Origin of the sequence: Staphylococcus sp. HMSC072B07 (genome assembly GCF_001815505.1) — a bacterium.
Taxonomy (GTDB): Bacteria; Bacillota; Bacilli; order Staphylococcales; family Staphylococcaceae; genus Staphylococcus; species Staphylococcus simulans.
In genome coordinates, this window is the sequence record NZ_KV820948.1 from 12196 (window position 1) to 38769 (window position 26574).

Below are 26574 nucleotides of genomic sequence, written 5' to 3' on the forward strand. Positions count from 1 at the left end.
AAAATATTAGTGCATTTAATAGATATAAAACCGGCTGTTAGCGCATTAGTACAGAACCCCAAACTTGGTCTGTATTAATTATGAACAAATGAAAAAGATTGTATGGTTTTTCCAATATACAATTGAAAATACATGAGAAAAAGATTATAATGAATTATAATTTTGTTGAATTGGAGAAGACATTCAGCAGGAAGCATTGAGTCGCAAAAAAGAGAAAAAGATGACCGAGATAGAGGGGTGTAAGATGAAATCCAAAGAACAAAATACTACTTCAGAAACATTTAACAAATTAAAACCATATTTATTGACTGCTCTTTATTTAGCGATATTTATTACATTGTATTTGATATATGGCTCAGGAGACACACACAATAACTTTATATACAATGAATTCTAATTAAAGGAGTATAGTTATGACAGATATTATTAGTGTATTACGACATTTTGCAGATAAACAACCGGATACAGTGGCGGTAAGACACATCGATGATACTTTAACGTATCAACAATTAGATGAGAAATCTGACCAATTGGCTTCTCTTATCGAAGAGAGTCAAAAACCAGTTGTGTTATATGGCCATATGTCACCTTATATAATCGTAGGGATGATGGCTGGTATTAAAGCAGGATGCGGTTATGTACCGATTGATACTTCAGTACCTGAAGATCGTACGGCAATGATTATTGAAAAAACACAACCTGAATTTATTTTTGATGTATCAGAACAAGCATTAACTTTTGAACATGGCAAAGTCTTAACTATCGAAGCTTTAGAAACAGCTTCAAAAGCTTCGTTTGAACCACGTATGCAAGCTGAAGATGTGGTCTATACAATCTTCACTTCAGGTTCAACAGGCGAACCTAAAGGTGTTCAAATTGAATATGCAAGCTTAACTGAATTTGCGACATGGATGAAAGATTTGAATCAATTCGGTGAAAATCTTGAGTGGTTGAACCAAGCACCATTTTCATTCGACTTATCAGTGATGGCAATTTATCCATGTTTAGTTACTGGTGGTACATTGAATTTAGTAGATAAAGACATGATTAAAAAGCCTAAATTGCTGAATAATATGTTACAAGCGACTCCAATCAATGTTTGGGTTTCAACACCTTCATTTATTGAAATGTGCTTATTATTGCCAACATTAGATGAAAAACAATATCCAAGCTTGAAAGAGTTCTTCTTCTGTGGAGAAATTCTGCCGCATCGTACTGCACAAGCGTTGCTTACACGCTTCCCATCTGCAGTAGTCTATAATACGTATGGTCCGACAGAAGCTACTGTAGCGGTTACTAGTGTACAGATTACACAAGAAATTTTGGAACGTTTCAATCCGCTTCCAGTCGGCCAAGCACGCCCTGGCACAACACTTTCTACAACAGAGGAAGGTGAATTGCTGATTGCAGGCAACAGTGTCAGCGCAGGTTATTTAAAAAATGAAGAAAAATCTAAAGAAGTCTTCAGTAACGTCGATGGCGTACGTGTCTATCGTTCAGGAGACAAAGCAAAATTTGAAGATGATCAATGGTTCATCCAAGGACGTATCGATTTCCAAATCAAAATGAATGGTTATCGTATGGAACTTGAAGAAATCGAAGCATTGTTGAGACAGTCAGATTTAGTGAGAGAAGCGGTAGTCGTACCGATTTATAAAAACGGCAAAGTCGTTCAATTAATCGGCGCAGTCGTACCGACACAAACAGTGGAAGACAATGCGCAGTATTCGCATGATCTTAAACAACAATTGAAATCCAGCTTACCCGAATACATGATTCCAAGAAAATTTGTATGGATGGATCAATTACCATTAACAAACAACGGTAAATTAGACCGTAAACAAATCGCTGAGGAATTGAATTCATGATTCCTTATGGTACGTTTAGTTTCTTCCTGATTGCATTTATTATTCTTATACCTGTTATTATCTTAGGTTTCTTAGGTAAGCGAAGCTATATTTATAATGGTATCAGTACAGCAATCATGGTTGTGATTATCTTTTCTTCCGATAAGTTGAACTTGTTCGGGCAGAAATATTTAAGTATCCAACTGATTAGCTTTATAATATATGTGGTTTGGCAAGCACTTTTAATTATGTGGTATTACCATTCGCGACCTAAGAAGAATACTTTCTTAAAATTCTTTATCGTGATGGCATTATCAATTTTGCCGTTAGCCATTGTTAAAGTATTGACAAGTACATGGCTCGGTGGTCAGCAAATTCAATTCCACGAACACAAATTAATCCAATTTGTCGGCTTTTTAGGTATTTCTTATGTTACCTTTAAAAGTGTACAGTTGATTATGGAAATTCGTGACGGTTCTATTAAAGAAATTAAGTGGGGGAAAGTTTTCCAATTCATTTCATTCTTCCCGACGATTTCATCTGGACCGATTGACCGCTATAAACGATTTGTAAAAGATGATAAAAAAGTACCGACTAAAGATGAATACCGTGGTTTAATCTTAAAAGCAGTGCATATGATTATGCTAGGGTTCTTATATAAATATATTATCGCGTATTTTGTGAATCAATACGGTGTGATGCCGTTGCAATTGCACTTATATGGTTTCACAAACTATTGGTTATATATGTATGCTTACAGCATGTATTTATTCTTTGATTTCGCAGGTTATAGTTTGTTCGCGATTGCGTTTAGTTACATTTACGGTATCAAAACACCGCCAAACTTTAACCAGCCGTTCAAAGCGAAGAATATTAAAGACTTCTGGAACAGATGGCATATGACGTTATCATTCTGGTTCCGTGATTGTATTTATATGAGATCGCTCTTCTACATGTCTAAAAAGAAATTATTAAAGAGTCAATTCGCAATGTCGAATGTCGCGTTCTTTATCAACTTCTTTATCATGGGTATCTGGCATGGCATCGAAATTTATTACATTGTTTATGGTTTATACCATGCGGCAGGCTTTATTGGTTATGGTTATTATGAACGTTGGCGTAAGACACATCCGCCTCGCTTTAATAACAAGTTCACAACAGCACTCAGTGTTATTATCACATTCCACTTTGTCACTTTCGGATTCTTAATCTTTTCAGGTAAATTGATTTAATAAAGGAGATTTAATAATATTATGGAATTTAGAGAACAAGTTTTAGACTTATTAGCAGAAGTAGCAGAGAACGATATCGTTAAAGAAAATCCAGATGTTGAAATTTTTGAAGAAGGTATTATCGATTCATTCCAAACAGTAGGCTTACTATTAGAAATTCAAAATAAATTAGGTATCGAAGTTTCAATTATGGACTTTGATCGTGATGAGTGGGCGACTCCTAATAAAATTGTTGAAGCTTTAGAAGAACTTAAATGAGTTCAAAAATAAAGCCATTTTTGCCGATATTAATCAGCGGTGCCATTTTTATTATCTTTGTATTGCTGCCAGCGAGCTGGTTTACTGGACTCGTTAATCAAAAAACACTTGCTGAAAATCGTGTGTCATTGACTGACCAAGTATTAAAAGGAACTTTAATACAGAAGCGTTTATTTAAACACAACGATGAATTTTACCCGATTTATGGTTCAAGTGAATTAGAGAAAGATGATCCATTCAACCCGGCGATTGCATTAAATTCGCATAATGCATCACGTAAACCTTTCTTAATCGGTACTGGTGGGAATACAGATTTAGTCAATGGTATTGAACTTGCATCAAATTATGATGAATTAAAAGGAAAGAAAATTGCTTTCATTATTTCACCGCAATGGTTCACAAATCATGGTTTGACGAATCAAAACTTTGATGCACGTGTTTCCCAAAACCAAATCAATCAATTGTTCCACCAAAAAAATATGAGTGATGAACTGAAACAACGCTATGCGAAACGATTGCTGCAATTCAAACACGTCCACAATAAAGACTTTTTAAAAGCAACAGTAAAGCATAATGGCAAAACGGATGGCAATTATATTTCTAATTTTAAAGAGAATCAATTAGTTAAAATTGAAGCAATCAAAAGTTTAGCTAATTTTAAAGACGTTCCTTTAGAACATGTAAAACCTGTAACAAGTGAAAAAGCATCATGGTCAGAAATGAGAGATGTTGCGACACAATATGGCGAAGCGCATTCAAAATCGAATGAATACCATATCCGAGATAAGTATTGGAAATTAATTCAAGCGAATAAACGTCGTGTTAAACGTGACTATGAATTCAATATCAACTCACCAGAGTTTAATGACTTGAAATTACTTGTAGATACAATGAGAGAAGCAGGGGCAGATGTTGAATATATCAGTATTCCCGCAAATGGAAAATGGTATGATCACATCGGTGTTGATTTAGAGAAACGTAAACCTGTTTATGAAAAAATCAACCGTGTCGTTACTGAAAACGGTGGCCAAATTTATGACCTGACAGATAAGGACTATGAACCTTATGTCATCACAGATGCAGTCCACATCGGCTGGAAAGGCTGGGTCTACATCGACGAGCGTATCGCACAACACATGAAGGAAAAATAATGAATCAAAACGCAAATGGTATGTGAATATCATTTGCGTTTTTTAGTTTGTTAAAAATGTTGAAATTGATTGTTAAATGTGAAAAATATTGGAAAATGAGTTGACCTTCACGTTACGTCAACCCTTAATGTAAGTATCAGGAGGTGAAAAACATGCAGTATACAGTAAGTGAGCTGTCTGAATTAACAGGACTAAGCAAACGGACGTTACGGTATTATGACGATATTGGTTTGTTTAAAGCACGTAGAATAAAAGAGAATGACTACCGTGTGTATCAATCAGAGGATTTAGATACATTGTCTATAATCATGTTGCTACGTCGACTAGACTTTCCGTTATCGAAGATTCAACAAGTATTAGCACAAAATACAAATACACAACAGCTTTTAGCAGAACAAAAGAGACAGTTATTGGAGAAACAACAGGAAATTCAATCTTTAATTCAGTGGATTAATAAAATAGAACAGGAGGAAGTTATGATGCCAGATAAAGAAAAGTTTGAAGTGTTTAAACAAAAGGAAATAACCGACAATCGTGAACAATATGGTGAAGAAGTGATCGAACGTTATGGTGAGGAAGCGTTAGATAAGGCAGAGCATCACTTGAGTCATCTTTCAGAATTAGAATATGAACAAGCACAACAGCAAGAACAAATTATCAAAGAAAAACTAAATCAATTATTAGAACATAATCAAATTGATGTACAAGGTTCAGATGCTGAAGCGGTATTTAACGCGCATCGTCAATGGTTGAAATTGATGAGTGGTCAATATAGTGAAGGTTATCATCAAGCTATGGCTGATCTTTATATAACAGATGATAGATTCAAAAAATATTATGATGATTTAGTAGGTAAACAAGACGCAGCAGAATGCCTAAGTCAGATTATTAAAGCTTATACAGAATAAAAAAGAAGCACAGCTGTTAAAACAGACTGTGCCTATCTCGTCATGCGATTTATTTAAGTTGATTAGAAGACTTGTTCTACTTCAACTACACCAGGTACTTCTTCAAGCAATGCGCGCTCGATACCTGCTTTTAATGTGATTGTAGAACTTGGGCATGTGTTGCATGCACCGTGTAATTGTAATTTAACAATACCGTCTTCCACATCGATTAATGTACAATCTCCGCCATCTCTTAATAAGAATGGACGTAAACGCTCGATTACTACTGCGACTTGATCAAACATTGTTGTATTTTCAGTTGGCATGGATATATCTCCTTCCAAGTATATAATTTCATATTTTGCTTGTTTATTTATTATAATAGACTTAGAGAAAAAAATCTATGGAGGGGAACCAAATGACTAAAGTTAGCGTAGTAGTTTATGGGGCAGATGTAGTATGCGCAAGTTGTGTGAATGCGCCGACATCTCAAGACACGTATGATTGGCTGAAAGCCTTGTTAGAACGTAAATATCCTGATATCAACTTTGAATACACATATATTGATTTTGAAAAAGATACTGAAAATTTAACAGATCACGATCAACAATTTATCGAACAAATTGAAAATGATGAATTATTTTATCCATTAGTTACAATGAACGATATGTATGTGGCAGACGGCTATGTACAACTTAAACCAATTACAAGATTCATTGATGAACATTTTGTAGCACAATAAAATCAACAGCTAAAACAAAAGAGTGCTTGTTTTAGTTTGAAAACGCTCAAGTACATGTATTTCAGTACTTGAGCGTTTGTTTATAATCATCTTTTTATTAACCGTTATGATATTTATACAACCATAAGACACCTGATTTCAAAATAGAGGCGATGCGTCCTGTGAGTGGACGGTCCATCACATAAGCGAAACCTTGTTTGTCTCCAAGTGACCCTAGGAAGCCTTGTACTTTAAGTTCAGGCATTTTATCAGGTAATGCTTCACCTTGCCATTGTTTCTTCAACACATCAGCAATTTGGTCTCCTTGAACCTCAGCAAGTTGTGCACTTGGTGCATGCGGTAAGTTTGCGCAATCACCAACGACATAAACATTGCGATAAGTCGGTACTTGATGATATTGGTTAATAATCACTGCACCGTTTTTATTTACATCAACAGGTAAATTTCGCACCACTGAAACAGGTTGAATCCCTGCAGTCCATACGACTAAATCTACTTCTTCAGGTTCATCATGATTATAAATCAGACCTGGTTCTACTTTATTGATATTTGAATTCGGTACGACTGTCACGTTATGCTTACGGAACCACTTTTCAATAAAGCGACTTAATTTTTCTGGGAAACGTGCTAAAATACGTTCTCCGCGATCGTAAAGTTTGATGTCTAAATCTGAACGGCTTTCACGCAACTCACTTGCAAGCTCAATACCGCTAAGTCCAGCACCCACAATTGCGACTTTTGCCCCCGCTTGCAATTCGTTAATCGTGTGGTAAGTTTTACGAGATTTAGATAGTGTTTGAATACTGTAAGTGAATTCATCAGCACCTGGTACATTATGATACTTATCCTCGCACCCAAGTCCGATAATAAGTTCATCATAATCTACTTTGGTATCACCGACAGAAACAATTTGGTCATCTAAATCAATAGCTGAGATTTCCCCGTAAACAACATTAAGTTTCTCAGATTCCGGAAACTGTAATCGTACATCTTTATCTGATTTGGTCCCCGCTGCCAGAGCATAATATTCTGGTTTCAAACCGTGATAAGGCATACGATCAATCAAAGTGATAGTGTAGTCCTTTGGTAATGCATCTGGTAAAATATGCGATAAAACACGCATGTTACCATAACCGCCACCTAACATTACTAAATTCTTCATTCCGATAACCCCTCTTATCAAGATTTATATAACGCTGCATCACTGCTTGATGACTGAAAGCTATGTTGAATTGTAACCAACGTCATTTTAGAAGCTTTCTCTAAAAATACGCTTTCATTTATTATAATCTTTTTTCACATTTCAGACAAACAATGTTCTAAAAGGAAAAATTCTGTTCAAACCCAAGAGAAAGTCAGTGAAATATGTTATAATTGTATGACTCAAAAATATGAAGAGGTGCATTATGAATCCAATTGTAGAATTTTGCATTTCAAACATGGCAAAAGGCGGAGACTATGTATACAATCAGTTGGACCAAGACCCAGGTGTAGATGTCTTAGAATATGGTTGTCTGCAAAACTGCGGTGTATGTTCGAGTGGCTTGTATGCATTAGTGAATGGTGATATTGTTGAAGGAGATTCACCAGACGATTTATTGCAAAATATTTATAAGCATATAGAGGAAACTTGGATTTTCTAAGTTTTATTCAATAGAAAGACGTGTTACAAGGAGGAATATAATATGTCTACAGTGATTTTGACAGAAGCTGCAGCTTATGAAGTCAAAAGTATGTTAGAAAGCAACGATATGCCAGACGGATACTTGAAAATTAAAGTGAACGGCGGCGGTTGCACAGGTTTAACTTACGGCATGTCAGCAGAACAAGAACCAGGGGAGAACGATGAAGTTATCGAATTCTACGGTCTTAAAGTATTAGTCGACAAATATGATAAACCAGTACTTGAAGGTACAACAATTGATTTTAAACAATCATTAATGGGTGGCGGATTCCAAATTGATAATCCAAATGCGATTGCATCATGCGGTTGCGGCAGCTCATTTAGAACAGCGAAAGTAGCTGGACAACCTGAAGATTGTTAATCAATTTTCATTTATACAATTCAGAGTTGGGGATATTCCTCAACTCTTTTTTAGTTGGAAAATGTTTTTACTTTAAAATTCCAACTAACTATGACCATAATAAAGGTACTTGAGAATCAGTAAATTCTGAAATTATCAGTTGTTTTCTTAGTATTACCTTGAAAAAGTGTTTGGTTAATTATAGAATTAAGAGGAATGGCATTTGTCTTTATTTTGACATTTTTTCAATCAAATGGGGTATATATTAAGATAGCGTATACTAACAAAAATTTTAAGAAAGCATAGGTGAATAAAATGGCTGAAACAAAAAAAGTTATTGTTTTAGGGGCAGGTTATGCAGGTTTGCAAACTGTAACAAAATTACAAAAGATTTTACCAGCTGGCGAAGCTGACATCACTTTAATCAATAGAGATGATTATCACTATGAATCAGTACTTTTACATGAAGCATCAGCAGGTACTGTAAACTATGAAGATATTATCTTCCCAATCGAAAGTGTAATCAAGCAAGATAAAGTGAAATTCCTTAAAGCAGAAGTAACAAAAATCGATCCACAAGCTAAAGTAGTAGAAACAAACAATGGTCGTTTCAACTATGACATCTTAGTGGTTGGTTTAGGATTCATCAGTGAAACATTCGGTATCAAAGGTATGTTAGAACATGCTTACCAAATCGAAAACATCCACACTGCACGTGAATTATCTCGTCACATCGAAGATAAATTTGCGAACTATGCATCTTCAAAAGAAAAAGATCCTAAAGATCTTGCATTCTTAGTAGGTGGTGCAGGCTTTACTGGTATCGAATTCTTAGGTGAATTAACTGAACGCGTTGATGAATTATCAAACAAATACGGTGTAGACCGTGACAAAGTTAAAATCACTTGTGTTGAAGCAGCACCTAAAATGCTTCCAATGTTCGACGACGAATTAGTTAACCACGCTGTTAACTACTTAGAAGAACGCGGGGTTGAATTTAAAATCGGTACACCGATTGTTGGCGCAAACGAAAAAGGTTTCGTAGTTAAAGTCGGCGACAAAGAAGAACAATTAGAAGCGAACACTTCAGTATGGGCTGCTGGTGTACGCGGAAGCAAATTAATGGAAGAATCATTCGATGGCGTTAAACGTGGTCGTTTAGTTGTAAACCAAGACTTAACTGCACCAGGTTATAGCGAAACATTCGTAATCGGTGACGTATCAGCTTACATTCCTGAAGGTGAAGAACGTCCATTACCAACAACTGCACAAATCGCAATGCAACAAGGTGAAAACGTTGCTCAAAACATCAAAAATATCTTACATGGTCAACCTAAAGAGCCATTCAACTACGTAAACCGTGGTACAGTATGCTCATTAGGCGCTAATGACGGTATTGGTGTTGTTTACGGTAAAAATATCGTAGGTAAAAAAGCAGCATTCATGAAAAAAGTTATCGATACTCGTTCAATCTTCAAACTTGGCGGTATCGGCTTAGCATTCAAAAAAGGTAAATTCTAATATTAACCTAATATGATAATACGGCTATATGCATAAAAGCCGGCTAATATAGACTTTAAGAGGTTGGCAAAACTGTTGATAAACAGCTTTTACCAACCTCTTTTGTATCTTATGGAGGAGACATTATGCCAATACAAATAACATTTGACGAACAAAATGAATTAATCAGCAACACGTTAGTACTCGGCTTGCCAGATCACTTGAATCAATTAGGAACAGTCACACTTCAAGGTCATGATTTATCGGATGCTTTAGATACATATAAGCACCACCATATGATTCATAGTGAAGTGGGTAAAGTCAGTTCGACGTTCTTTGAAACAGGAGACATTAAAGTTCGTTTGATTACGGTAGGACTTGGCAATTTGAAGCAGTTAGATCGTATTCAAACAATGAAAGTATACGGAAACTTACTGCAGTATTTAAAAGCAGAACATGTAACAGAAGCGGATGTATTATTCTCAACATTCGCATCAAAAGCGATTTCTAAAAATGAAATGGCTGAATTATTCGGCCTACAAGGTAAAAAAGCATTATATGTTTTTGATAATTATAAATCAGATAAGAAAGTACCGTATCACTTAAATCTAAAATTACATCAAGCAGAACCAGACGAAATTACTGCCATTAAAGATGGTGAAGTAGTTGGAGAAGGCATTAAAATTGCGAGAGATTTAAGTAATATTCCGCCTAACATTTTAACTCCTGCTTATTTTGCAGAACTTATTTCAGGTCATTTCGCAGAAACGGCAGTAGAAGTTGATGTGAAAGACGCAGAAACGTTACAAGCGGAAGGGTTCGGTTTAATCCATGCGGTCGGTAAAGGTTCCGCAAATGGTCCTAGATTAATCACAATGACTTATCAAGGTGCAGATGATCCTGACGCGGCACCAATCGCGTTAGTCGGTAAAGGTATCACTTATGATTCAGGCGGTTACTCTATTAAATCTAAACCTGGTATGCAAGAGATGAAATTTGATATGTGTGGCGCGGCAAATGTAGTAGGGATGATTGAAGCGGCACATCGATTAGCTTTACCTGTGAATATCGTAGGTATCATTGCATCTGCTGAAAATATGATTAATGAAGCGGCTATGAAACCAGATGATGTCTTTACAGCTATGAGCGGAGAAACTGTAGAGGTATTAAATACTGATGCTGAAGGGCGTCTCGTATTAGGCGATGCTGTTTTCCAAGCAGTACAACATGAACCTAAAGTCATATTAGACTTTGCGACACTTACTGGAGCTGCTATTGCGGCACTCGGCTTTGATAAAGCAGCTGTCTTTAAAAATAATAACAACGCACCGTTAGATGCTATTACAGCACTGACACAACGTAATGGGGAATGGACTTATGAATTGCCTGTTACGGCTACTGAGCGCAGTTTAATCAAACGCAGTGAAGTCGCTGACTTAGTCAATCATACAAATGGTATGGGCAAAGCGCTCTTTGCGGCAGCCTTTATTATGCACTTCAGTGCTGGTACACCGCACTTGCATTTTGACATTGCAGGTCCAGCAACGACATCTAAATCAGACTACAATGGTCCTAAAGGGCCAACGGGTTATTTAATCCATAGTATAGTAGATTGGTTAAGACAATCTTAAAATTTAAACTACCATAAAATGCCTGTCTCAATTTTGATTGAGATGGGTATTTTATATTGTGTTAGAAATACATAATGTTGTATTGACATCTCTAAAGTGGACTGTTATTATACTAACATAACACTTTAGTTCGATAATGTAGTAAAGGGGTAACGCAAAATGGTTAACGCAGTAGTAGTCGCAGTTTTATTAATGATTGTTTTATGTTTATTCAGACTGAACGTTGTTTTAAGTCTGTTCGTCAGCGGATTAGTTGGCGGTCTAGTCGCAGGGATGTCAGTAGAAAAAGTCATCCATGTCTTTACGGATAACATCGTAGATGGGGCAGAAGTAGCCTTAAGCTATGCTTTATTAGGAGGCTTCGCGGCATTAATTTCTTATAGTGGCATTACAGATTACTTAGTAGGTAAAATCATCAACTTAATCAAAGCAGAGAATACGAAAGTTTCTCGCTCTACGATTAAAGTTATTTTAATTGTTGCTTTATTATTATTAAGTATGAGTAGTCAGAACTTGATTCCTGTACATATTGCGTTCATCCCAATTGTAATTCCACCGTTATTAAGTTTATTTAATGAATTAAATATTGATAGACGTCAAATTGCCTTAGTTATCAGTTTCGGTTTGTGTTTTCCATATTTATTACTTCCTTATGGATTTGGTCAAATCTATCACCAAATTATTCAAACTGGATTTACTAAAGCACACCACCAAATTGAATTTGACATGATCTGGAAATCATTATTGATTCCATCATTAGGATATATCGTCGGTTTAGCTTTAGGTATGTTCTATTACAGAAAACCACGTGAATATAAAAAAGATAAAGCAATTGAAAATGCGCCTAAGGAATTAAAACCATATGTTTTAGGTGTAACAATTGTAGCGATTTTAGCAACATTCTTAGTTCAAACATTCACTGAGTCAATGATTTTCGGTGCGTTAGCCGGTGTGATGGTCTTCTTCCTTTCTCGTTCATTCAAATGGTTTGAATTGGACAAACAATTTACAGAAGGTATTAAAATCATGGCTTACATTGGTGTCGTTATTTTAACTGCGAATGGTTTCGCAGGGATTATGAATGCGACAGGCGATGTTAAAGGTTTAGTAGAAAGTATCGCCAACATGACTGGAGATAATAAATTAATCGCGATTATTTTAATGTATGTAATTGGTTTAATCGTCACATTAGGTATCGGTTCATCATTCGCGACGATTCCAATTATCGCAGCACTGTTTATTCCACTAGGTGAACAACTTGGTATGAGTACAATGGCATTAATCGCATTAATTGGTACAGCAGGTGCCTTAGGTGACTCAGGTTCACCAGCCAGTGATTCAACTTTAGGACCGACTGCAGGGCTTGATGTAGATGATCAACACGATCACATTAGAGATACATGTATTCCGACTTTCGTATTCTATAACATACCGTTAATGGTCTTCGGTACGATTGCGGCTATGATATTATAGAAGTAATCTAGTCGATAGGAGAGAATGGGATGACGAATTTATTAGAAACATTAGAAATGGAAGTGCTTAAAGTCGAATCAGGTTACGTTAAAATGAAAATGCCTGTCAGTGATAAAGTAAAACAACCTTTCGGCTACCTTCATGGTGGCGCAACCATGGCACTCGGTGAAACAGCTTGTTCTATTGGTGCTGCTCACATGGTAGATACGGATAAGGTCATTCCAGTAGGGCTTGAAATGAATACGAATCATATCCGTTCAGCTACAGACGGCTATGTATATGCGATTGCGGAATTGATTCATGGAGGTCGTTCGACACAAGTTTGGAATATCAACCTTGTAGATGATCAAGACAAATTAATTAGTGTCATGCGTGGAACGATGATGTTGAAACCACGTAAATAGATGATAATATTTAAGCAGTAAAGTTACTTTAAGAAGCGTAACTTTACTGCTTTTTAGTGTGTAAGGAACTATAAAAACGCGATGTGTGATTATAAAGATAAATAGATAGAAAAAGGTTCCCTTTGGTCATATTACGAGGGAACCTTTTCTTTATATTAAGAAACTTTCTCTTCTTGATTGATAAATGCTTTTGAAATACGGCTTGCAGCTTCTCTGCCTCCCGCAAAACTTCTCGCAAATGGACCTAATTCAATATCAGCGAGTGCGCCTGAAACAAATATACCTGGCAACCATTCTAAACTTTCATTTAAGACTGGATGTTTTGTTTCTGTTAAAGGTGCTTGTGTATTTTCCACAAAGCTTTGAATGACAGGCATTTGCATAATGTTATTTTTGAAGCCTGTCGCAAGCAGTATATGATCATATTCATAACTTTCATTTTCAGTAATAATTCTATGATTTTTTACTGCTTGAATTTCATTCACATGGATTTGAAGTTGTCCATCTTGTACGTGTTTTTTTAGACGTAAATATAACTCTTTAGGCATAGAACCCTTATGACGTTCTTGCGCAATAATACTTAATCGTTCTTTAGATGAATCGATTTCACGATAGCGTGTCATGTTTTTAGGGCCTAACCAACCTGGATCTGCATCAAAGTCATAGACTTCAATGGGCTTATTCATCCATAAGTGAACCGTTTCAGCTTTTGATTCTTCAATCAATTTTAATGTTAAATGGGCTGCTGAAATACCGCTGCCTATGACATGTGAGGCATCTTGATAAGGAATTGTTTCATCATCAAAGATATGTTTCACATCAGGCTGATTGATATACATATCTGGAATATGCGGAATATTGTTACTGCCGATAGCGAGAAGGAGATAATCGCTTGTGACAGTGTCGTGTGCTTTCATATCGACTTGCCATTGACCGTCAACACGGTCTATATTAGTAGCCACATCTTTAATATGACGACTGTTTAAATCAAATTCATGCAGCATTTTATGCACATGATCCATAAACATATCGCGTTGTGGACGTTGATATTTACCATAAGTAGCACCTGTATATTGATTTGTTTTCGCAAAATGTTTCAAATGGAAAGGGTCAGGATGAACATGGTGTACATGTGGTGAGCGTAAAAATGGCATACCGATACGGCAAGAGAAATCATCAAATTGTTCGCATAGTGAATCATGAGGATCTATAATCGTTAAGTCTTCAGCTGCTAAACCTGAAGCACGGAGTTTAATCGCAATAGTAACGGCGTGAATACCACCGCCGATAATTGTCCAAGACATAGCGTCACCTTCTTAAATCGTAATAGTTTCGATTTAATTAATATAGCACATTTCTTTTTGCATCACAAGCTGAAGTCAAAAGAAAAGACGCCGTAATATACTGTTGTCACAGTACTTTACGGCGTCTGAATCCATTAAGATTTGTCAGCTGCTTTTGGCTTATCTTTTTGTAATTCACTCATTTCGTCTAACTTAGTCGAACGTGAGTAAGGTGTTTTAATTTTATAAGATGCTTTGATAATTAAGTGACTGGATAAAGGTCCAGTAATCAAGATGAATAAAATCCCAATAATCAATTGTGGATTCACATAATGATCATGGCCAATAAAGAATAAGAAGACACCTAATAATAAACTCATTGAACCTAAGGTTGCTGCTTTACCAGCAGCATGTGCACGGCCATAAACATCTTTCAAACGTAAAAGACCAATGGCAGAAAGGGCACTGATAATCGCACCGACAATTACAAAGAATAATGACAAACTAATCATTATCGCGTCGATCATGTTCAATCACCTTACCTTCCTGCATGTATTTCGCGAAGACAGCTGTACCTAAGAATGCGATGATTCCAATTAACAGGATTGTTACAATCATGTATTTAGTATCTAGGAAGATACTGAACAGAGCAACAATCGCCATAAATTGAATACCGATCGCATCTAAAGCTACGACTCTGTCGGCAAGAGAAGGGCCGAGAATCACACGTACCAACATACCGAGTATCGAAAGTGCAACGACAATCAATGCGATTATAATAACGACATTATAGGCAAACATTATGCTTCTCCCACCTCTCTGACAGCTTTTTCTAAGGAAGATTTAATACCTTCAACTTCCTCTTCTTTCGTGCTGAAATCTAAACAATGAATATAGATTTTCTTGTTATCATCACTGACGCCAAGAACGATAGTCCCTGGTGTAAGGGTGATGAGTGTACTTAATACGACAACTTCCCATGGTTCTTTTAAATCTGTATCGTAGACAAAGAATGCAGGTTCGTTATCCATTTTCGGTTTAATGACAATGCGGATTACATCAATATTCGCTTTGATGAGTTCAACTAAGAAGATAATCATCAATTTGATTACGTAATAAAGTGTAACCACATAGAAACGTCCAGGTAGTAACTTACGCATTAAGAATACGAGTAATAAACCGAAGACGTATCCCAATACAAAGTTATTAAGAGTGTAGCTGTCATTGACGAACAGCCAAAATATAGCAAGTAATAGATTCACGAGTACTTGAATTGCCATATTATTTCACCCCCAGTACGCTGTCGATATATGCTTTAGGGTCATAGAATGTGACAGCTGCTTCTTTAACGAATGGATACAACCATTCCGCTGCGAAACTAAAGACCACACATAGCGCAACAGCTAGAATTGCGACACTTAATAGGCCGCGGTAGTGTAAATGCGGATTAAATGTATAACCTTTTGACTCTCCGAAGAATCCTCTGATAAAAATCTTCATCACAGAATATAAAATTAAGAGACTAGATAATAAGACGACAATACCGCTGATATAAAATCCTTGTTCAAATGCGGCACGAACGATATACATTTTACCGTAGAAACCGCTGAAAGGTGGAATACCTGCAAGGTTTAAACATGCGATAAAGAATGTCCATCCTAAAACAGGATAATGTTTTATCAATCCACCGAACTTTCTGATATCTGTGGTACCAGTGATTTTAAGCATGACACCGATTAAGAAGAATAATGCTGCTTTAATCAACATGTCATTGACTGTGTAATATAACGCGCCGATGATACCAGCTTCATTCATCATTGCCACACCAACTAGGATGATACCAACCGCAATCATGATGTTATATAAAATGATTTTCTTCGTATCATTGAAGCTGATTGCCCCGATAGAACCGAAGATAATCGTTAATAACGCTAAGATCAGTACTGTGTAGTGCGAGAATGTCAGTGTGTGTGCAAAGAATAAACTTAATGTTCTCGCAATCGCATAAACGCCGACTTTCGTAAGCAAGGCACCAAAGAATGCGATAATCGCAAACGGTGGTGCATAGTAAGCCCCAGGTAACCATACGTACATAGGGAAGGCACCGGCTTTTGTTGCGAATACAAAGAGGAACATCACGAATACAATGCTGACAAGTCCGCTTTGTGTATCAGATAAGTGTCCCAATTTCTGACTGATATCTGCCATGTTCAATGTTCCGACTACTGCGTACAAGATACCGACAGCCACTACGAAGAAGGCTGAAGATGCCACGTTCACAAGTAAGTATTTGATTGTTTCTTGTAATTGTATCTTCGTACCGCCAATAACGAGTAGGGAGTATGAAGAAATCAAGAATACTTCGAAGAATACGAACATGTTGAAGATATCACCTGTGATAAATGCACCGATAATACCTGTTTCCATGAACATGACTGCGAAATAGTAATAATATGTTTCACGGTGTAAACCGATTGATTGATATGAGAACAAAATAATCAATATAGTTACAATTAAACTAGTAATTACTAATGTTGCACTGAATAAATCAAGTACAAATACGATACTGTATGGTGCTTTCCAAGAACCTAATTCTAATTTCAAAGGTCCATGGTGCCATACGTTGATAAAGTTCCAAATGGCAAGACCTAATGCGATTAAAGATCCGCCTAAAGCGACATAACGTTTAATGAAAGGACGCTTGCCGATAAATACAAGAATCACTGCAGTAATCATAGGTGTAATCAACATCGCAGCGATTAAGTTATCTAGCATCATCATCTTCTGGCACTCCCTTCATTTGTTCTACGTTGTCAGTTCCAAGTTCCTTATAGCTTCTGAAAGCAAGTACTAAGAAGAACGCTGTAACCGCGAATGAAATAACAATCGCAGTTAAGATTAACGCTTGCGGGATAGGGTCGACATAACTTTTTGTTCCGTATTTAAAGATTGGAACAGAGCCTTCACCTAAGCCGCCCATTGTGATTAAAAACAAGTTTGCAGCATGTGTTTGAACTGCGGTACCAATAATGATTCGAATCAAGCTCTTAGACAAAATGAGATAGATACTGATTGATGTTAAGATACCGCAAACAATAATCATAATTATTTCCATTACTCATTCTCTCCAATCGCTAAAATAATTGTCATTACTGTACCGACAACGGCTAATAATACGCCTAGGTCAAAGAATAATGCTGTATGGATTTCCATAGGTTTTAAGAGTGGAAGTGGTACTTCGAATACTTTATGTGTAAAGAAGTTTTTGTGATAGAACCAGCTTGCAACAGGTGTCATAACACAAAATGTAAGACCAATCGCAATCAGCTTCTTAAAATCCCACGGGAAAATTTTACGCATTGTTTTCACATCGAAGGCCACCGCAACGAGTACTAATGAACTTGAAACAAGCAAACCTCCAATGAATCCGCCACCGGGTTGGTAGTGTCCATTTAGGAATAGTGAAAAGGCGAACATGACAATTAAGAAGAAAATGACTACTGTTGAGTATTGAAAGATAATATCATTTTTCTGTTTGTTCATTTTCATCCACCCTTTCATAACCATTTTTATGTTTAGAACGTAATTTAATTAACGTGTAAACTGCTAGACCAGCGATACCTAATACAGATGATTCGAATAAAGTATCGGTACCACGGAAGTCAACAAGGATAACGTTAACCATGTTGTTACCATGTGCTAAACTATGGACATTTTCTTTGTAGTAAGCCGCAATAGAATCGAAATGTTTATTACCATATGCGATTAAACCAAGAATTGTTACTGCGATACCGACACCAGCCGCGATTACGGCGTTTGTTACTTTAAATGAAGTCGTTTCGTTATAACGGTTCAAGTTTGGTAAATGGTAGAAACATAATAAGAACAATGCGGTTGAAATTGTTTCAACTACGAATTGTGTTAATGCTAAGTCTGGTGCGTTAAAGAAGATATAGAATATCGCCATAGAATAACCCACAGCACTCAGCATGATAATACTGAACAGTCTTGAACGTGCAAAGACTAACATAATTGCAGCTGCTAAAATCATCACAACAATGATAACTTCATATGAACGTACACGACTGACATGACTGAAATCAAATGCAAATGGCAATGCAAGTACAGTAACAGCAGTTAATACGATTAAACTGCCCATAATGACAACAAGTTTATTACGGATAAATCCGCTCATATAAGTATGTGTCACTTGTTTAGAGAATACTGGTAAGTTGTCTGCTGAACGATCATAGAAATGATTTAGTTCGAGACGCTCTGGGATATTCTCTAGAACTTTAACCCACTTATGATAAGTGAAGATTAATAGAATACCGATTGCGTAAATAACTAAAGTTGAGAAGAATGCAGGTGTGAATCCATGGAATAAATGGAATTCTGCATCTGGCAACTTCGCATTACGTATTGCTTGGCTTGCCGGATCAATAATCGGTTTTGCTAATAATGTTGGGAATAAACCGAATACTACTACTAATACTGCTAAGAAAGCAGGAGCAATCCACATTAACACTGATGGTTCGTGTGGTTTATGTGGTAAAGATTCAGGTTTGTATGAACCCCAGAAAATTTGACCGATAAATCTGACTGAATATACAAATGTAAAGATACTACCTAAAATCGCAACAATTGGAATCAAGACACCTAACGTGTTCAAGCTGAAAAGAGGTGCTTGTGTAACATTAATCATTGCTTCAAGGAAGCTCTCTTTTGATAAGAAACCGTTAAATGGCGGCACACCAGCCATACTTAACGCTGAAATGACTGTAATCGTAAATGAAATCGGCATAATTGTCATTAAACCACCGAGTTTACGTACGTCACGTGTTCCGGTTTCGTGATCGATAATACCTGCAATCATGAAGAGTGCACATTTGAATGTGGCATGGTTAATTAAATGAAAGACTGCTGCGATAAACGCGGCTGCATAAAATTGACTTTGTGAACCTTGGAAGTGGAAGCTGACAGCTCCGATACCAAGCATTGACATGACCATACCGAGTTGTGAAACAGTTGAGAAAGCTAAGATACCTTTCAAATCTGACTGTTTTGTCGCATTTAAAGATGCCCAGAATAATGTGACTAATCCAATTGCAGTGACTGTCCAAATCCAACCTTGTGATAATGCAAAGATTGGTGTAAGTCGTGCAACTAAGTAAATGCCCGCTTTGACCATTGTTGCAGAGTGCAGATAAGCACTGACTGGCGTAGGTGCTTCCATTGCATCTGGTAACCAGATATAAAATGGAAATTGCGCTGATTTTGTCATTGCACCAAAGAGTATTAAAATCATAGCCAAGATAAAGAACGGGCTTGATTGAATCTCAGAGGCATGTGCAATAAGATGGCGAATACTTGTTGAATGTCCTGAAAGTGTCATTAAGATAAAGCCGCCGAGTAAAGATAAGCCGCCAAATACTGTAATTAATAATGACTTTTGAGCACCGTAGAGTGAAGCCTCTCTAGTGCGCCAAAATGAAATTAATAAGAAGCTAGAAAATGATGTCATTTCCCAGAATAAATACAGCATAAAGACGTTATCTGATAACACGACGCCTAGCATTGCACCCATAAAGAGTAATAAATAACAATAGAAATTACCCAATTGTTCCTTTTTGCTTAAATAGCTAATTGAATAGAAGGTAACTAAAGCACCGATACCTGTAATCAATAAACTGAACAATAAGCTTAATCCATCAACATATAAATTGTAGTTCATACCAATTTGCGGCATCCATGGTAATTCCGCAAAACGTGTTTTACCTGACATCGTTGTCGAAATATAAGTTAAGAAATAAATAAATAAAACGACGGGGACAGGTAATGTGAACCATCCTATATGTATACGCTTAATGAAACGATAAACAATAGGGATAATGAGTGCAAAAATGAACGGCAACAATACCGCTGCATGTAACCAACTCATTATTTGTCCTCCTTTGAATATAAGATAACCTCATTATACATCAATGTGAAGTGTGTAAAAACCTTGTTTTCCGGTAACACGCTTACATTTCGGGGGTCTTTTAAATAAGAAGAAACCCATAATAAATTATTTAAAATTTTGTTTGTACTGAATGCCATAATCATTCTTTAGCGTATTTAAATTGTGTAAAGACATTTTCGCATGTTCAGTATTTTCTTGTTTTAATTGTTCTTCATAATTTGTAATCGCTTGTTGTAAAGAATCTACATAATCTAAAGGTTCAACATTGAATTCACGTAATTTTGATTTAGGTGTGAATCTTTTTTCATAATGACTGAGTGCGCGACGTTCATGGAAGAAGACGCCCTCTGTTGCTGTTGGATCATGTAAATCACCTTGTTTAGGATGTTTGATGACTTGTTCAACTTGAACTAAGACTTCACCGTTGTCTTTCTCTTCTACAATTGAAACACCATAGCTTCCTGTTTTATGTGAAAAACGATATAACATTTTAATACTTCCTTTCTGTGGTATATGTTAATATTGAGATACATCAATCTTAACATGAATGGAGTATTAATTATGGCAAACTATCCTCAATTAAATAAAGAAATCCAAGATAATGAAATTAAAGTCGTAATGCACACAAATAAAGGTGACATGACTTTTAAACTATTTCCTGATTTAGCACCAAAAACTGTTGAAAACTTTGTGACACATGCTAAAAATGGTTATTATAACGGCATTACTTTCCACCGTGTTATCAACGATTTTATGGTACAAGGCGGCGACCCAACAGCAACTGGTATGGGCGGTGAAAGTATTTACGGTGGAGCGTTTGAAGATGAATTCTCTATGGAAGCATTCAATTTATATGGCGCATTATCAATGGCGAACGCTGGTCCTAACACAAACGGTTCACAATTCTTCATCGTACAAATGAAAGAAGTACCTGAAAACATGTTGAATCAATTAGCTGATGGCGGTTGGCCAAAACCAATCGTAGAAGCATACGGTGAAAAAGGCGGAACACCTTGGTTAGACCAAAAACACACAGTATTTGGTCAACTTGTTGAAGGTGAAAATACTTTAGAAGATATCGCAAATACTAAAGTAGGTCCTCAAGACAAACCAGTTCATGATGTAGTTATTGAATCAATTGATGTTGAAGAAAAATAAGTAGACAAGCATTTCAAATAGATGATGCAGCTCGATTTGTGGTGACGCAAATCGGGCTTATTTTAAGAAAAGATAAAGGAGGTTAATTCTCAGTGGAAAAGAACGAGGTCAATATTGCGTTATATCAACAACTCGCAGATTGGAATCCGATGAACTTTCAGGATCAAACGATGGGGGATGCTGAAGTGTATGAAATGATGGATGCAGTTCATCAAATTGACGATACACAGGCATTAGCACAAAAGTTCCAGGATATCTTTATGTATTCATTTGAAGAAAAACTTCCTATAGAAGAATGTCAGAAACAAGCTGAAGCGGCATTGTCATTAGAAGGTACATGCGGGTTATAAATAGACAGTAAGCTTAAACTAAAAAACATTATATTTATTAAAAATAAGCGAGATTATAGAGTGCTATAAGGTTTAACCCTTAAAGTATACTATAATCTCGCTTTGTTTTATTACGTTTATGTTACGTTTTTGTAAATTTTATATGTAGAAATTATGTTGATGCTTATAAACTATAATGTTGAAAGTCTTATTGTGCGCATTAAAATATGCCGGTAATAGTAGATGCAACCGTAGTTTATATGTATTATGCACCATTATTTTTAAAATACATAACTGAATACTATAAAATACCATTAAAACTTCATGGAACCTATTTTATATACAATTGTGTCACTCCGTTTTATAATTATAAAGTAGTTCAAAATTTAATATATCGGAGGACATCAAATGAAGAAGTTGGATTTTTTGCCTAACTTAAGAAATCGCTATTCAATTAGAAGATTTACTGTAGGTACAGCATCTATTCTAATTGGGTCACTTTTATTCTTAGGAAACAATGGCGAAGCCAAAGCAGCGGAGAATACAAATGATAATACAGTTGTAGAGGCATCAAAAGACACAAGTGCATCCCAACAAAAATCAGTAGAGAACCCAGTGCCACAAGAAAATACAGCAAACACTACTAAACAAGTTGAAAACACTCCAACATCACAAAATGTATTGGAGACAGTTAAGACAGACGCATTGTCTAAGCTTTCAACATTTACGCATTTAACTGAAGAAACAGTTAAACAATATACTGCTGAAGTCAAACAAGCTCAAACTGAAGCTGATGTTCAAGCAGTTGTTGACAAAGCACAAAAAGCAGAAGCTGAAGCGGCGAAACAAGCAGAAGCCGAACAAGCAAAAACAGTTGATGCTACAAAAAAACAATCAGCAGCTACTACTGAAGTTCCTAAATCAACAACTGAGTCAGTCAAAGAAGAAACTAAAGCTGATACAACATCAGCAACAACTTCTGAAACAAACAATACTTCAGAAGCTAAAACAGTGACTTCAACAGACCAAGCAACACCAACAATAGAAACAACACCGCTATCTACCGAACAAAAGGTAGATAAAGTGAAAACTGAACTGGCCTCAGATTATGACAGTTCAAAAGTAGATGCAGCATTAGCTGTTATCGATACTACAGATTTAACAGAGGACCAAATTAAAGCAGAAGTGTTAAAACTTTTACTTGAACAAGGTTCAGCACAAAAAGACTTATACAGCCCACAAGCGACAAAATTAAGATCAGCAGTAGAAGAACCAACAACAGCAGTACGTGCATTTTCAGTTGATACATCTTTAAAAGATGATGTCGTTGTGACGCCAGAAAACTTTAATCAATATTTCAATACGAATATGGATGCGACATACGATCAAGCTACTGGTATTGCAACTTTAACACCTGACCTTAAAACTAAACGTGGTTCTATTTCTTTAGATACTAAAATGAACATAGATAAAGATTTCCGCTTTGTTGGTAAAGTGAATCTTGGTGACAAAGGTGAAGGTCATTTAAAAAATGGTTTACCTGGTGGTGACGGTATTACCTTTATCTTTAACTCAGGAAACACAAATGAAATTGGTCTTTTCGGTGCCGCAGTAGGTATGGGTGGACTTAAAAACTCATTTGGTTTCAAATTAGATACGTATATTACTTCAGGCGGGGACCCTAAAAACAAAGCACTCGGAGATCCAGGTCAATTTAACGGTAAATCATCATACGGCGCATTTGTAAAAACGGATGGAGCAGGAATGATGAGTGTTGATTTTGGAACTGCTAAAGCTTTAACTGCACAACCACATGAAAATCAATTCCAAGATTTTATCATTGATTTTGATGGCGATACTAAAAATATGACCGTGACGTATGGTGGTCAAACTTGGACTAAAAATTTAAAAACTGAAATTGCAAGAACACATAAAAATGTATTTGCGTTGTCGATTGCGGCATCTACAGGTGGAGCATTTAACTTACAACAAGTTCAAATTGATAACTTCACATATACAGCTTCAGCTTTATTAGAACAAGACTTTGTGGATCAAGATACACAAGAATTGATTGATAAACCAATCCGTACATCAGGAGATGTGAACCAAACTTATACAATTCCTTCTCATGACCAGTACTTAAAAGACAGAGGTTATCAATTAGTAAATGAAGATTATTCATTAGCGCCTAACTATAACACAGCTACACATCAGGTTAAGTTAACAAATGCTAGTCAGTTTATTGTGTATCATGTGAAAGATGTTCAAGCACCAGTCATTGGTGATGTAGCAAATACAACAGTGGATGTTGACACTGAAATGGCACCACTTGTATTAAATATTACAGATAATAGTAATCACTTCAGAAGTAAAACAGTCACAGGACTTCCTGAAGGAGTAACATTTGACGAAAATACAAATACTATTTCTGGTACACCAACTAAAGTGGGTACATCAACTGTTACGGTTACCGCAACTGATAATGCTGGATTAACTACAACAAAAACATTTAAATATATAGTTGCAGATACAAAAGCACCAACAATCACACCAGTTGAAAATAAAACAACTGAAGCCTATACACCAATCGCACCGATTACATTGAGTGCCGATGACAACTCTAAAGTTGCACCAACATTAACTGTTGCAGGTTTACCAGCTGGTTTAACTTTTGACCCAGCAACTAAACAAATTACAGGTACACCAACTGCTGAAGGCACATCAACAGTAACAATTACTGCAACTGATGCAGCACAAAACGCAGCAACATCAACATTTGATATCACTGTAAAACCTAATGCAGCACTTGAAGCATTAAAAGCAGCAGTCGCTGATGCGAAAACAGTTGCTAAAGATGATTTCACACCTAAGAGTGTGGCAGCATTAGATGCGAAAGTAGCTGAAGGCGAAGCGTTACTTGCGAACCCTGAAAAAGGTTCAACAGATGCATTCAATGCAAAAGCGCAAGAAATCAAACAAGCGAAAGATCAATTAGTTCATAAAGCAGATAAATCTGAATTAGAAAAAGCGATTGCAGAAGCTGAAAAAATTACAAACTTAGATCCAAACAAACCAATGGATCAACAATTGAAAACTGCTTTAGTCAATGCTAAAACAACTGATGCAGATTTAAATGCAACTCAACAAGCGACAGATGACAGCAAGAATAATTTAAATCATGCAATTCAAGAAAAATTAAGAGCAGATGCTTATGAAAAACTACAAGAAGCTGTGAAGAAGGGTGTAGAAGTTGCAAGTGCTGATGGTTATACACCTAATAGTGTTGAAGCCGTAAAAGACACAATTAAAAAAGTAAACCCATTAGTTATAGCTTCTATGTCTGATGACCCTACAGTACGTGAACAATATTCAGTTGATCAAATCAATGAAGCAACAAAAGCGATTAATGACAGTATTGCTGGTTTAGTTAAAAAAGCGGATAAATCAGAGTTGCAAAAAGCAATTGATAAAGCAGGTACTTTAGGACAGCTTAATGCAAGTGATACTGAAGACAAAGCAGTTCAAGATGCTTTAGACAAAGCAAATCAAGTGAAAGCAGATGGAAATGCGACTCCACAACAAGTGACTGAAGCGACAGATGCTTTAAATCAAGCAATCGACAAAAAACTTTACCAAGATGCTTTAGATGAATTGAATGCGGCAATTAAAGATGCCGAAGCAGTTAAGAAAGACAATTATACACCTGAAACTGTGACACCATTTGAAGCAGCGATTACAGATGGTAAAGCAAAAGCAGCTGATACAAATGCAACACCAGAACAACTCAAAGCAGCTGCAGAAGCAATTAAAACTGCGAAAGATGCATTAAAACAAAAAGCAAATAAAGTTGAACTTGAAAAATCAATTGCAACAGCAGAAGCATTACCACCGTTAAAAGCAGGAGATCCTGAAGATGACGCAATTAAAGCTGCTTTAGATAAAGCAAAACAAGTTGATGCAAATCAAAATGCTGACCAAGCGGCTGTAGATGCGGCGAAAGAAGCCTTAGATAATGCAATCAATGTTAAAAAAGCTCAAGATGCGAAAGAAGCGAATGATGCAGCAGCTGCAAAACAAGCAGCGCTTGACGCATTGAAAGACGAATTAGCGAAAGTCGCAAAACTTGATAAAGACAGCTACACACCAAATACAGTTGCACCATTAAATGAAAAAGAAATTGATGGAAAAGCAATTGTTGCTAACCCGGACAATAAAACAACTGAAGAAATTGAAGCAGCAACACAAGCGTTGAAAGATGCTGAAAAAGATTTAGTTAAAAAAGCGGACAAAGCAGAATTACAAAAAGCAATTGATAATGCAAAAGGTTTAGGTCAATTAGATTCAACAGATAAAGAAGATAAAGCAGTTCAAGATGCGTTAACAAAAGCTGAACAAGTAAATGCCGACGGCAATGCAACTGAACAACAAGTAGCCGACGCAACAAAAGTTTTAAATGATGCGGTTGCGGCGAAAGAGCGTCAAGATGCATTAGATGAATTACAAAAAACATTAGATGCAGCTAACGCAGTTAAGAAAGATGATTATAAACCAAGCACTGTAACTCCTTTCGAAACAGCCGTTCAAGCTGGTGAAGCAGCGAAAGCTGATACTTCTAAAACTCCACAAGAGTTAAAAGAAGCAGCACAAGCAATCAAAGATGCACAAAATGCATTACAAGCGAAAGCAAATAAAG

General features: G+C 36.3%; 27 protein-coding genes. 16 read left to right on the forward strand and 11 right to left on the reverse strand.

The window, feature by feature from the left end:
* Positions 1-244 precede the first annotated feature (244 nt).
* The 6 genes from HMPREF3031_RS13190 to HMPREF3031_RS11425 all read left to right on the forward strand — a co-directional run bounded on the left by HMPREF3031_RS13190 (position 245) and on the right by HMPREF3031_RS11425 (position 5396).
* Positions 245-397: a teichoic acid D-Ala incorporation-associated protein DltX gene (locus HMPREF3031_RS13190; protein WP_002481629.1), complete on the forward strand. Its 153-nt coding sequence runs from the start codon at positions 245-247 to the stop codon at positions 395-397.
* A 16-nt stretch (positions 398-413) separates the two neighbouring features.
* Entirely contained in the window at positions 414-1868 is a 1455-nt protein-coding gene (dltA, locus tag HMPREF3031_RS11405) for a D-alanine--poly(phosphoribitol) ligase subunit DltA (RefSeq protein ID WP_002481630.1), read from the forward strand.
* Positions 1865-3079 carry a D-alanyl-lipoteichoic acid biosynthesis protein DltB gene (dltB, locus tag HMPREF3031_RS11410; RefSeq protein WP_002481631.1) on the forward strand — a complete coding sequence of 405 codons (1215 nt, stop codon included), beginning with the start codon at positions 1865-1867 and terminating at the stop codon, positions 3077-3079. The genes dltA and dltB overlap by 4 nt, the downstream gene beginning before the upstream one ends.
* Before the next feature lie 21 nt (positions 3080-3100).
* Positions 3101-3337 (forward strand): D-alanine--poly(phosphoribitol) ligase subunit 2, encoded by a 237-nt coding sequence (gene dltC, locus HMPREF3031_RS11415; protein ID WP_002481632.1) that lies wholly within the window; start codon positions 3101-3103, stop codon positions 3335-3337.
* Positions 3334-4488: a D-alanyl-lipoteichoic acid biosynthesis protein DltD gene (gene dltD / locus HMPREF3031_RS11420; RefSeq protein ID WP_002481633.1), complete on the forward strand. Its 1155-nt coding sequence runs from the start codon at positions 3334-3336 to the stop codon at positions 4486-4488. Before dltC ends, dltD begins: the two co-directional genes overlap by 4 nt.
* Before the next feature lie 152 nt (positions 4489-4640).
* Positions 4641-5396 (forward strand): MerR family transcriptional regulator, encoded by a 756-nt coding sequence (locus tag HMPREF3031_RS11425; protein ID WP_070684475.1) that lies wholly within the window; start codon positions 4641-4643, stop codon positions 5394-5396.
* Positions 5397-5458: 62 nt separating this feature from the next.
* Here the strand turns inward: HMPREF3031_RS11425 and HMPREF3031_RS11430 are convergent, their stop codons facing one another.
* The gene (locus HMPREF3031_RS11430; RefSeq protein ID WP_002481635.1) at positions 5459-5701 is read right to left on the reverse strand and encodes a NifU family protein; all 243 of its coding nucleotides are present in this window, start codon (positions 5699-5701) and stop codon (positions 5459-5461) included.
* 92 nt (positions 5702-5793) lie between these two features.
* Here HMPREF3031_RS11430 and HMPREF3031_RS11435 point away from each other — a divergent pair, with 92 nt between their 5' ends.
* Positions 5794-6117 (forward strand): YuzD family protein, encoded by a 324-nt coding sequence (locus HMPREF3031_RS11435; RefSeq protein WP_002481636.1) that lies wholly within the window; start codon positions 5794-5796, stop codon positions 6115-6117.
* A 97-nt stretch (positions 6118-6214) separates the two neighbouring features.
* Here HMPREF3031_RS11435 and HMPREF3031_RS11440 read toward each other — a convergent pair whose 3' ends face one another.
* Entirely contained in the window at positions 6215-7279 is a 1065-nt protein-coding gene (locus HMPREF3031_RS11440; protein ID WP_002481842.1) for an NAD(P)/FAD-dependent oxidoreductase, read from the reverse strand.
* Positions 7280-7523: 244 nt separating this feature from the next.
* Here HMPREF3031_RS11440 and HMPREF3031_RS11445 point away from each other — a divergent pair, with 244 nt between their 5' ends.
* From HMPREF3031_RS11445 to HMPREF3031_RS11470, 6 genes are all read left to right on the forward strand, one after another.
* Positions 7524-7760, forward strand: a complete 237-nt coding sequence (locus HMPREF3031_RS11445) for a YuzB family protein (RefSeq protein WP_002481843.1) — start codon at positions 7524-7526, stop codon at positions 7758-7760.
* Between the two features lie 42 nt (positions 7761-7802).
* Positions 7803-8162 carry a HesB/IscA family protein gene (locus HMPREF3031_RS11450; RefSeq protein ID WP_002481844.1) on the forward strand — a complete coding sequence of 120 codons (360 nt, stop codon included), beginning with the start codon at positions 7803-7805 and terminating at the stop codon, positions 8160-8162.
* A 294-nt stretch (positions 8163-8456) separates the two neighbouring features.
* Positions 8457-9662 (forward strand): NAD(P)/FAD-dependent oxidoreductase, encoded by a 1206-nt coding sequence (locus HMPREF3031_RS11455; RefSeq protein WP_002481845.1) that lies wholly within the window; start codon positions 8457-8459, stop codon positions 9660-9662.
* Between the two features lie 125 nt (positions 9663-9787).
* Positions 9788-11272, forward strand: coding sequence for a leucyl aminopeptidase family protein (locus HMPREF3031_RS11460; protein WP_002481846.1), 1485 nt, complete (start codon positions 9788-9790; stop codon positions 11270-11272).
* Positions 11273-11431: 159 nt separating this feature from the next.
* Positions 11432-12745 carry a Na+/H+ antiporter family protein gene (locus HMPREF3031_RS11465; RefSeq protein WP_002481847.1) on the forward strand — a complete coding sequence of 438 codons (1314 nt, stop codon included), beginning with the start codon at positions 11432-11434 and terminating at the stop codon, positions 12743-12745.
* Between the two features lie 29 nt (positions 12746-12774).
* Positions 12775-13149 carry a PaaI family thioesterase gene (locus tag HMPREF3031_RS11470; RefSeq protein WP_002481848.1) on the forward strand — a complete coding sequence of 125 codons (375 nt, stop codon included), beginning with the start codon at positions 12775-12777 and terminating at the stop codon, positions 13147-13149.
* A 155-nt stretch (positions 13150-13304) separates the two neighbouring features.
* On the opposite strand, the gene HMPREF3031_RS11475 is transcribed toward HMPREF3031_RS11470, so the two are convergent.
* The 9 genes from HMPREF3031_RS11475 to kapB all read right to left on the reverse strand — a co-directional run bounded on the left by HMPREF3031_RS11475 (position 13305) and on the right by kapB (position 20883).
* On the reverse strand, positions 13305-14453 hold the full coding sequence (locus tag HMPREF3031_RS11475) for an NAD(P)-binding domain-containing protein (protein WP_002481849.1): 1149 nt from the start codon (positions 14451-14453) through the stop codon (positions 13305-13307).
* Positions 14454-14587: 134 nt separating this feature from the next.
* Complete coding sequence (locus HMPREF3031_RS11480; protein ID WP_002481850.1) at positions 14588-14959, reverse strand: Na+/H+ antiporter subunit G1; 372 nt, start codon at positions 14957-14959, stop codon at positions 14588-14590.
* On the reverse strand, positions 14937-15233 hold the full coding sequence (locus HMPREF3031_RS11485; RefSeq protein WP_002481851.1) for a Na(+)/H(+) antiporter subunit F1: 297 nt from the start codon (positions 15231-15233) through the stop codon (positions 14937-14939). The genes HMPREF3031_RS11480 and HMPREF3031_RS11485 overlap by 23 nt, the downstream gene beginning before the upstream one ends.
* The gene (locus tag HMPREF3031_RS11490) at positions 15233-15712 is read right to left on the reverse strand and encodes a Na+/H+ antiporter subunit E (protein ID WP_002481852.1); all 480 of its coding nucleotides are present in this window, start codon (positions 15710-15712) and stop codon (positions 15233-15235) included. Before HMPREF3031_RS11490 ends, HMPREF3031_RS11485 begins: the two co-directional genes overlap by 1 nt.
* Before the next feature lies 1 nt (position 15713).
* A complete protein-coding gene (locus HMPREF3031_RS11495; protein ID WP_031262781.1) occupies positions 15714-17210 on the reverse strand; it encodes a Na+/H+ antiporter subunit D in 1497 nt (498 codons plus the stop codon).
* Positions 17197-17547 carry a Na+/H+ antiporter Mnh1 subunit C gene (gene mnhC1, locus HMPREF3031_RS11500; RefSeq protein ID WP_002481854.1) on the reverse strand — a complete coding sequence of 117 codons (351 nt, stop codon included), beginning with the start codon at positions 17545-17547 and terminating at the stop codon, positions 17197-17199. Before mnhC1 ends, HMPREF3031_RS11495 begins: the two co-directional genes overlap by 14 nt.
* A complete protein-coding gene (locus HMPREF3031_RS11505) occupies positions 17547-17975 on the reverse strand; it encodes a Na(+)/H(+) antiporter subunit B (protein WP_002481855.1) in 429 nt (142 codons plus the stop codon). The genes mnhC1 and HMPREF3031_RS11505 overlap by 1 nt, the downstream gene beginning before the upstream one ends.
* Positions 17956-20373: a Na+/H+ antiporter subunit A gene (locus HMPREF3031_RS11510; protein WP_002481856.1), complete on the reverse strand. Its 2418-nt coding sequence runs from the start codon at positions 20371-20373 to the stop codon at positions 17956-17958. The genes HMPREF3031_RS11505 and HMPREF3031_RS11510 overlap by 20 nt, the downstream gene beginning before the upstream one ends.
* 126 nt (positions 20374-20499) lie before the next feature.
* Entirely contained in the window at positions 20500-20883 is a 384-nt protein-coding gene (gene kapB / locus HMPREF3031_RS11515; RefSeq protein WP_002481857.1) for a sporulation phosphorelay system protein KapB, read from the reverse strand.
* 72 nt (positions 20884-20955) lie between these two features.
* On the opposite strand from kapB, the gene HMPREF3031_RS11520 reads away from it, so the two are divergent.
* The 3 genes from HMPREF3031_RS11520 to HMPREF3031_RS11530 all read left to right on the forward strand — a co-directional run.
* Positions 20956-21552 (forward strand): peptidylprolyl isomerase, encoded by a 597-nt coding sequence (locus tag HMPREF3031_RS11520; protein WP_002481858.1) that lies wholly within the window; start codon positions 20956-20958, stop codon positions 21550-21552.
* A 92-nt stretch (positions 21553-21644) separates the two neighbouring features.
* On the forward strand, positions 21645-21902 hold the full coding sequence (locus HMPREF3031_RS11525) for a DUF1871 family protein (RefSeq protein WP_002481859.1): 258 nt from the start codon (positions 21645-21647) through the stop codon (positions 21900-21902).
* Positions 21903-22289: 387 nt separating this feature from the next.
* A partial coding sequence (locus HMPREF3031_RS11530) for a lectin-like domain-containing protein (protein WP_142351332.1) occupies positions 22290-26574 on the forward strand: 4285 nt, incomplete at its 3' end.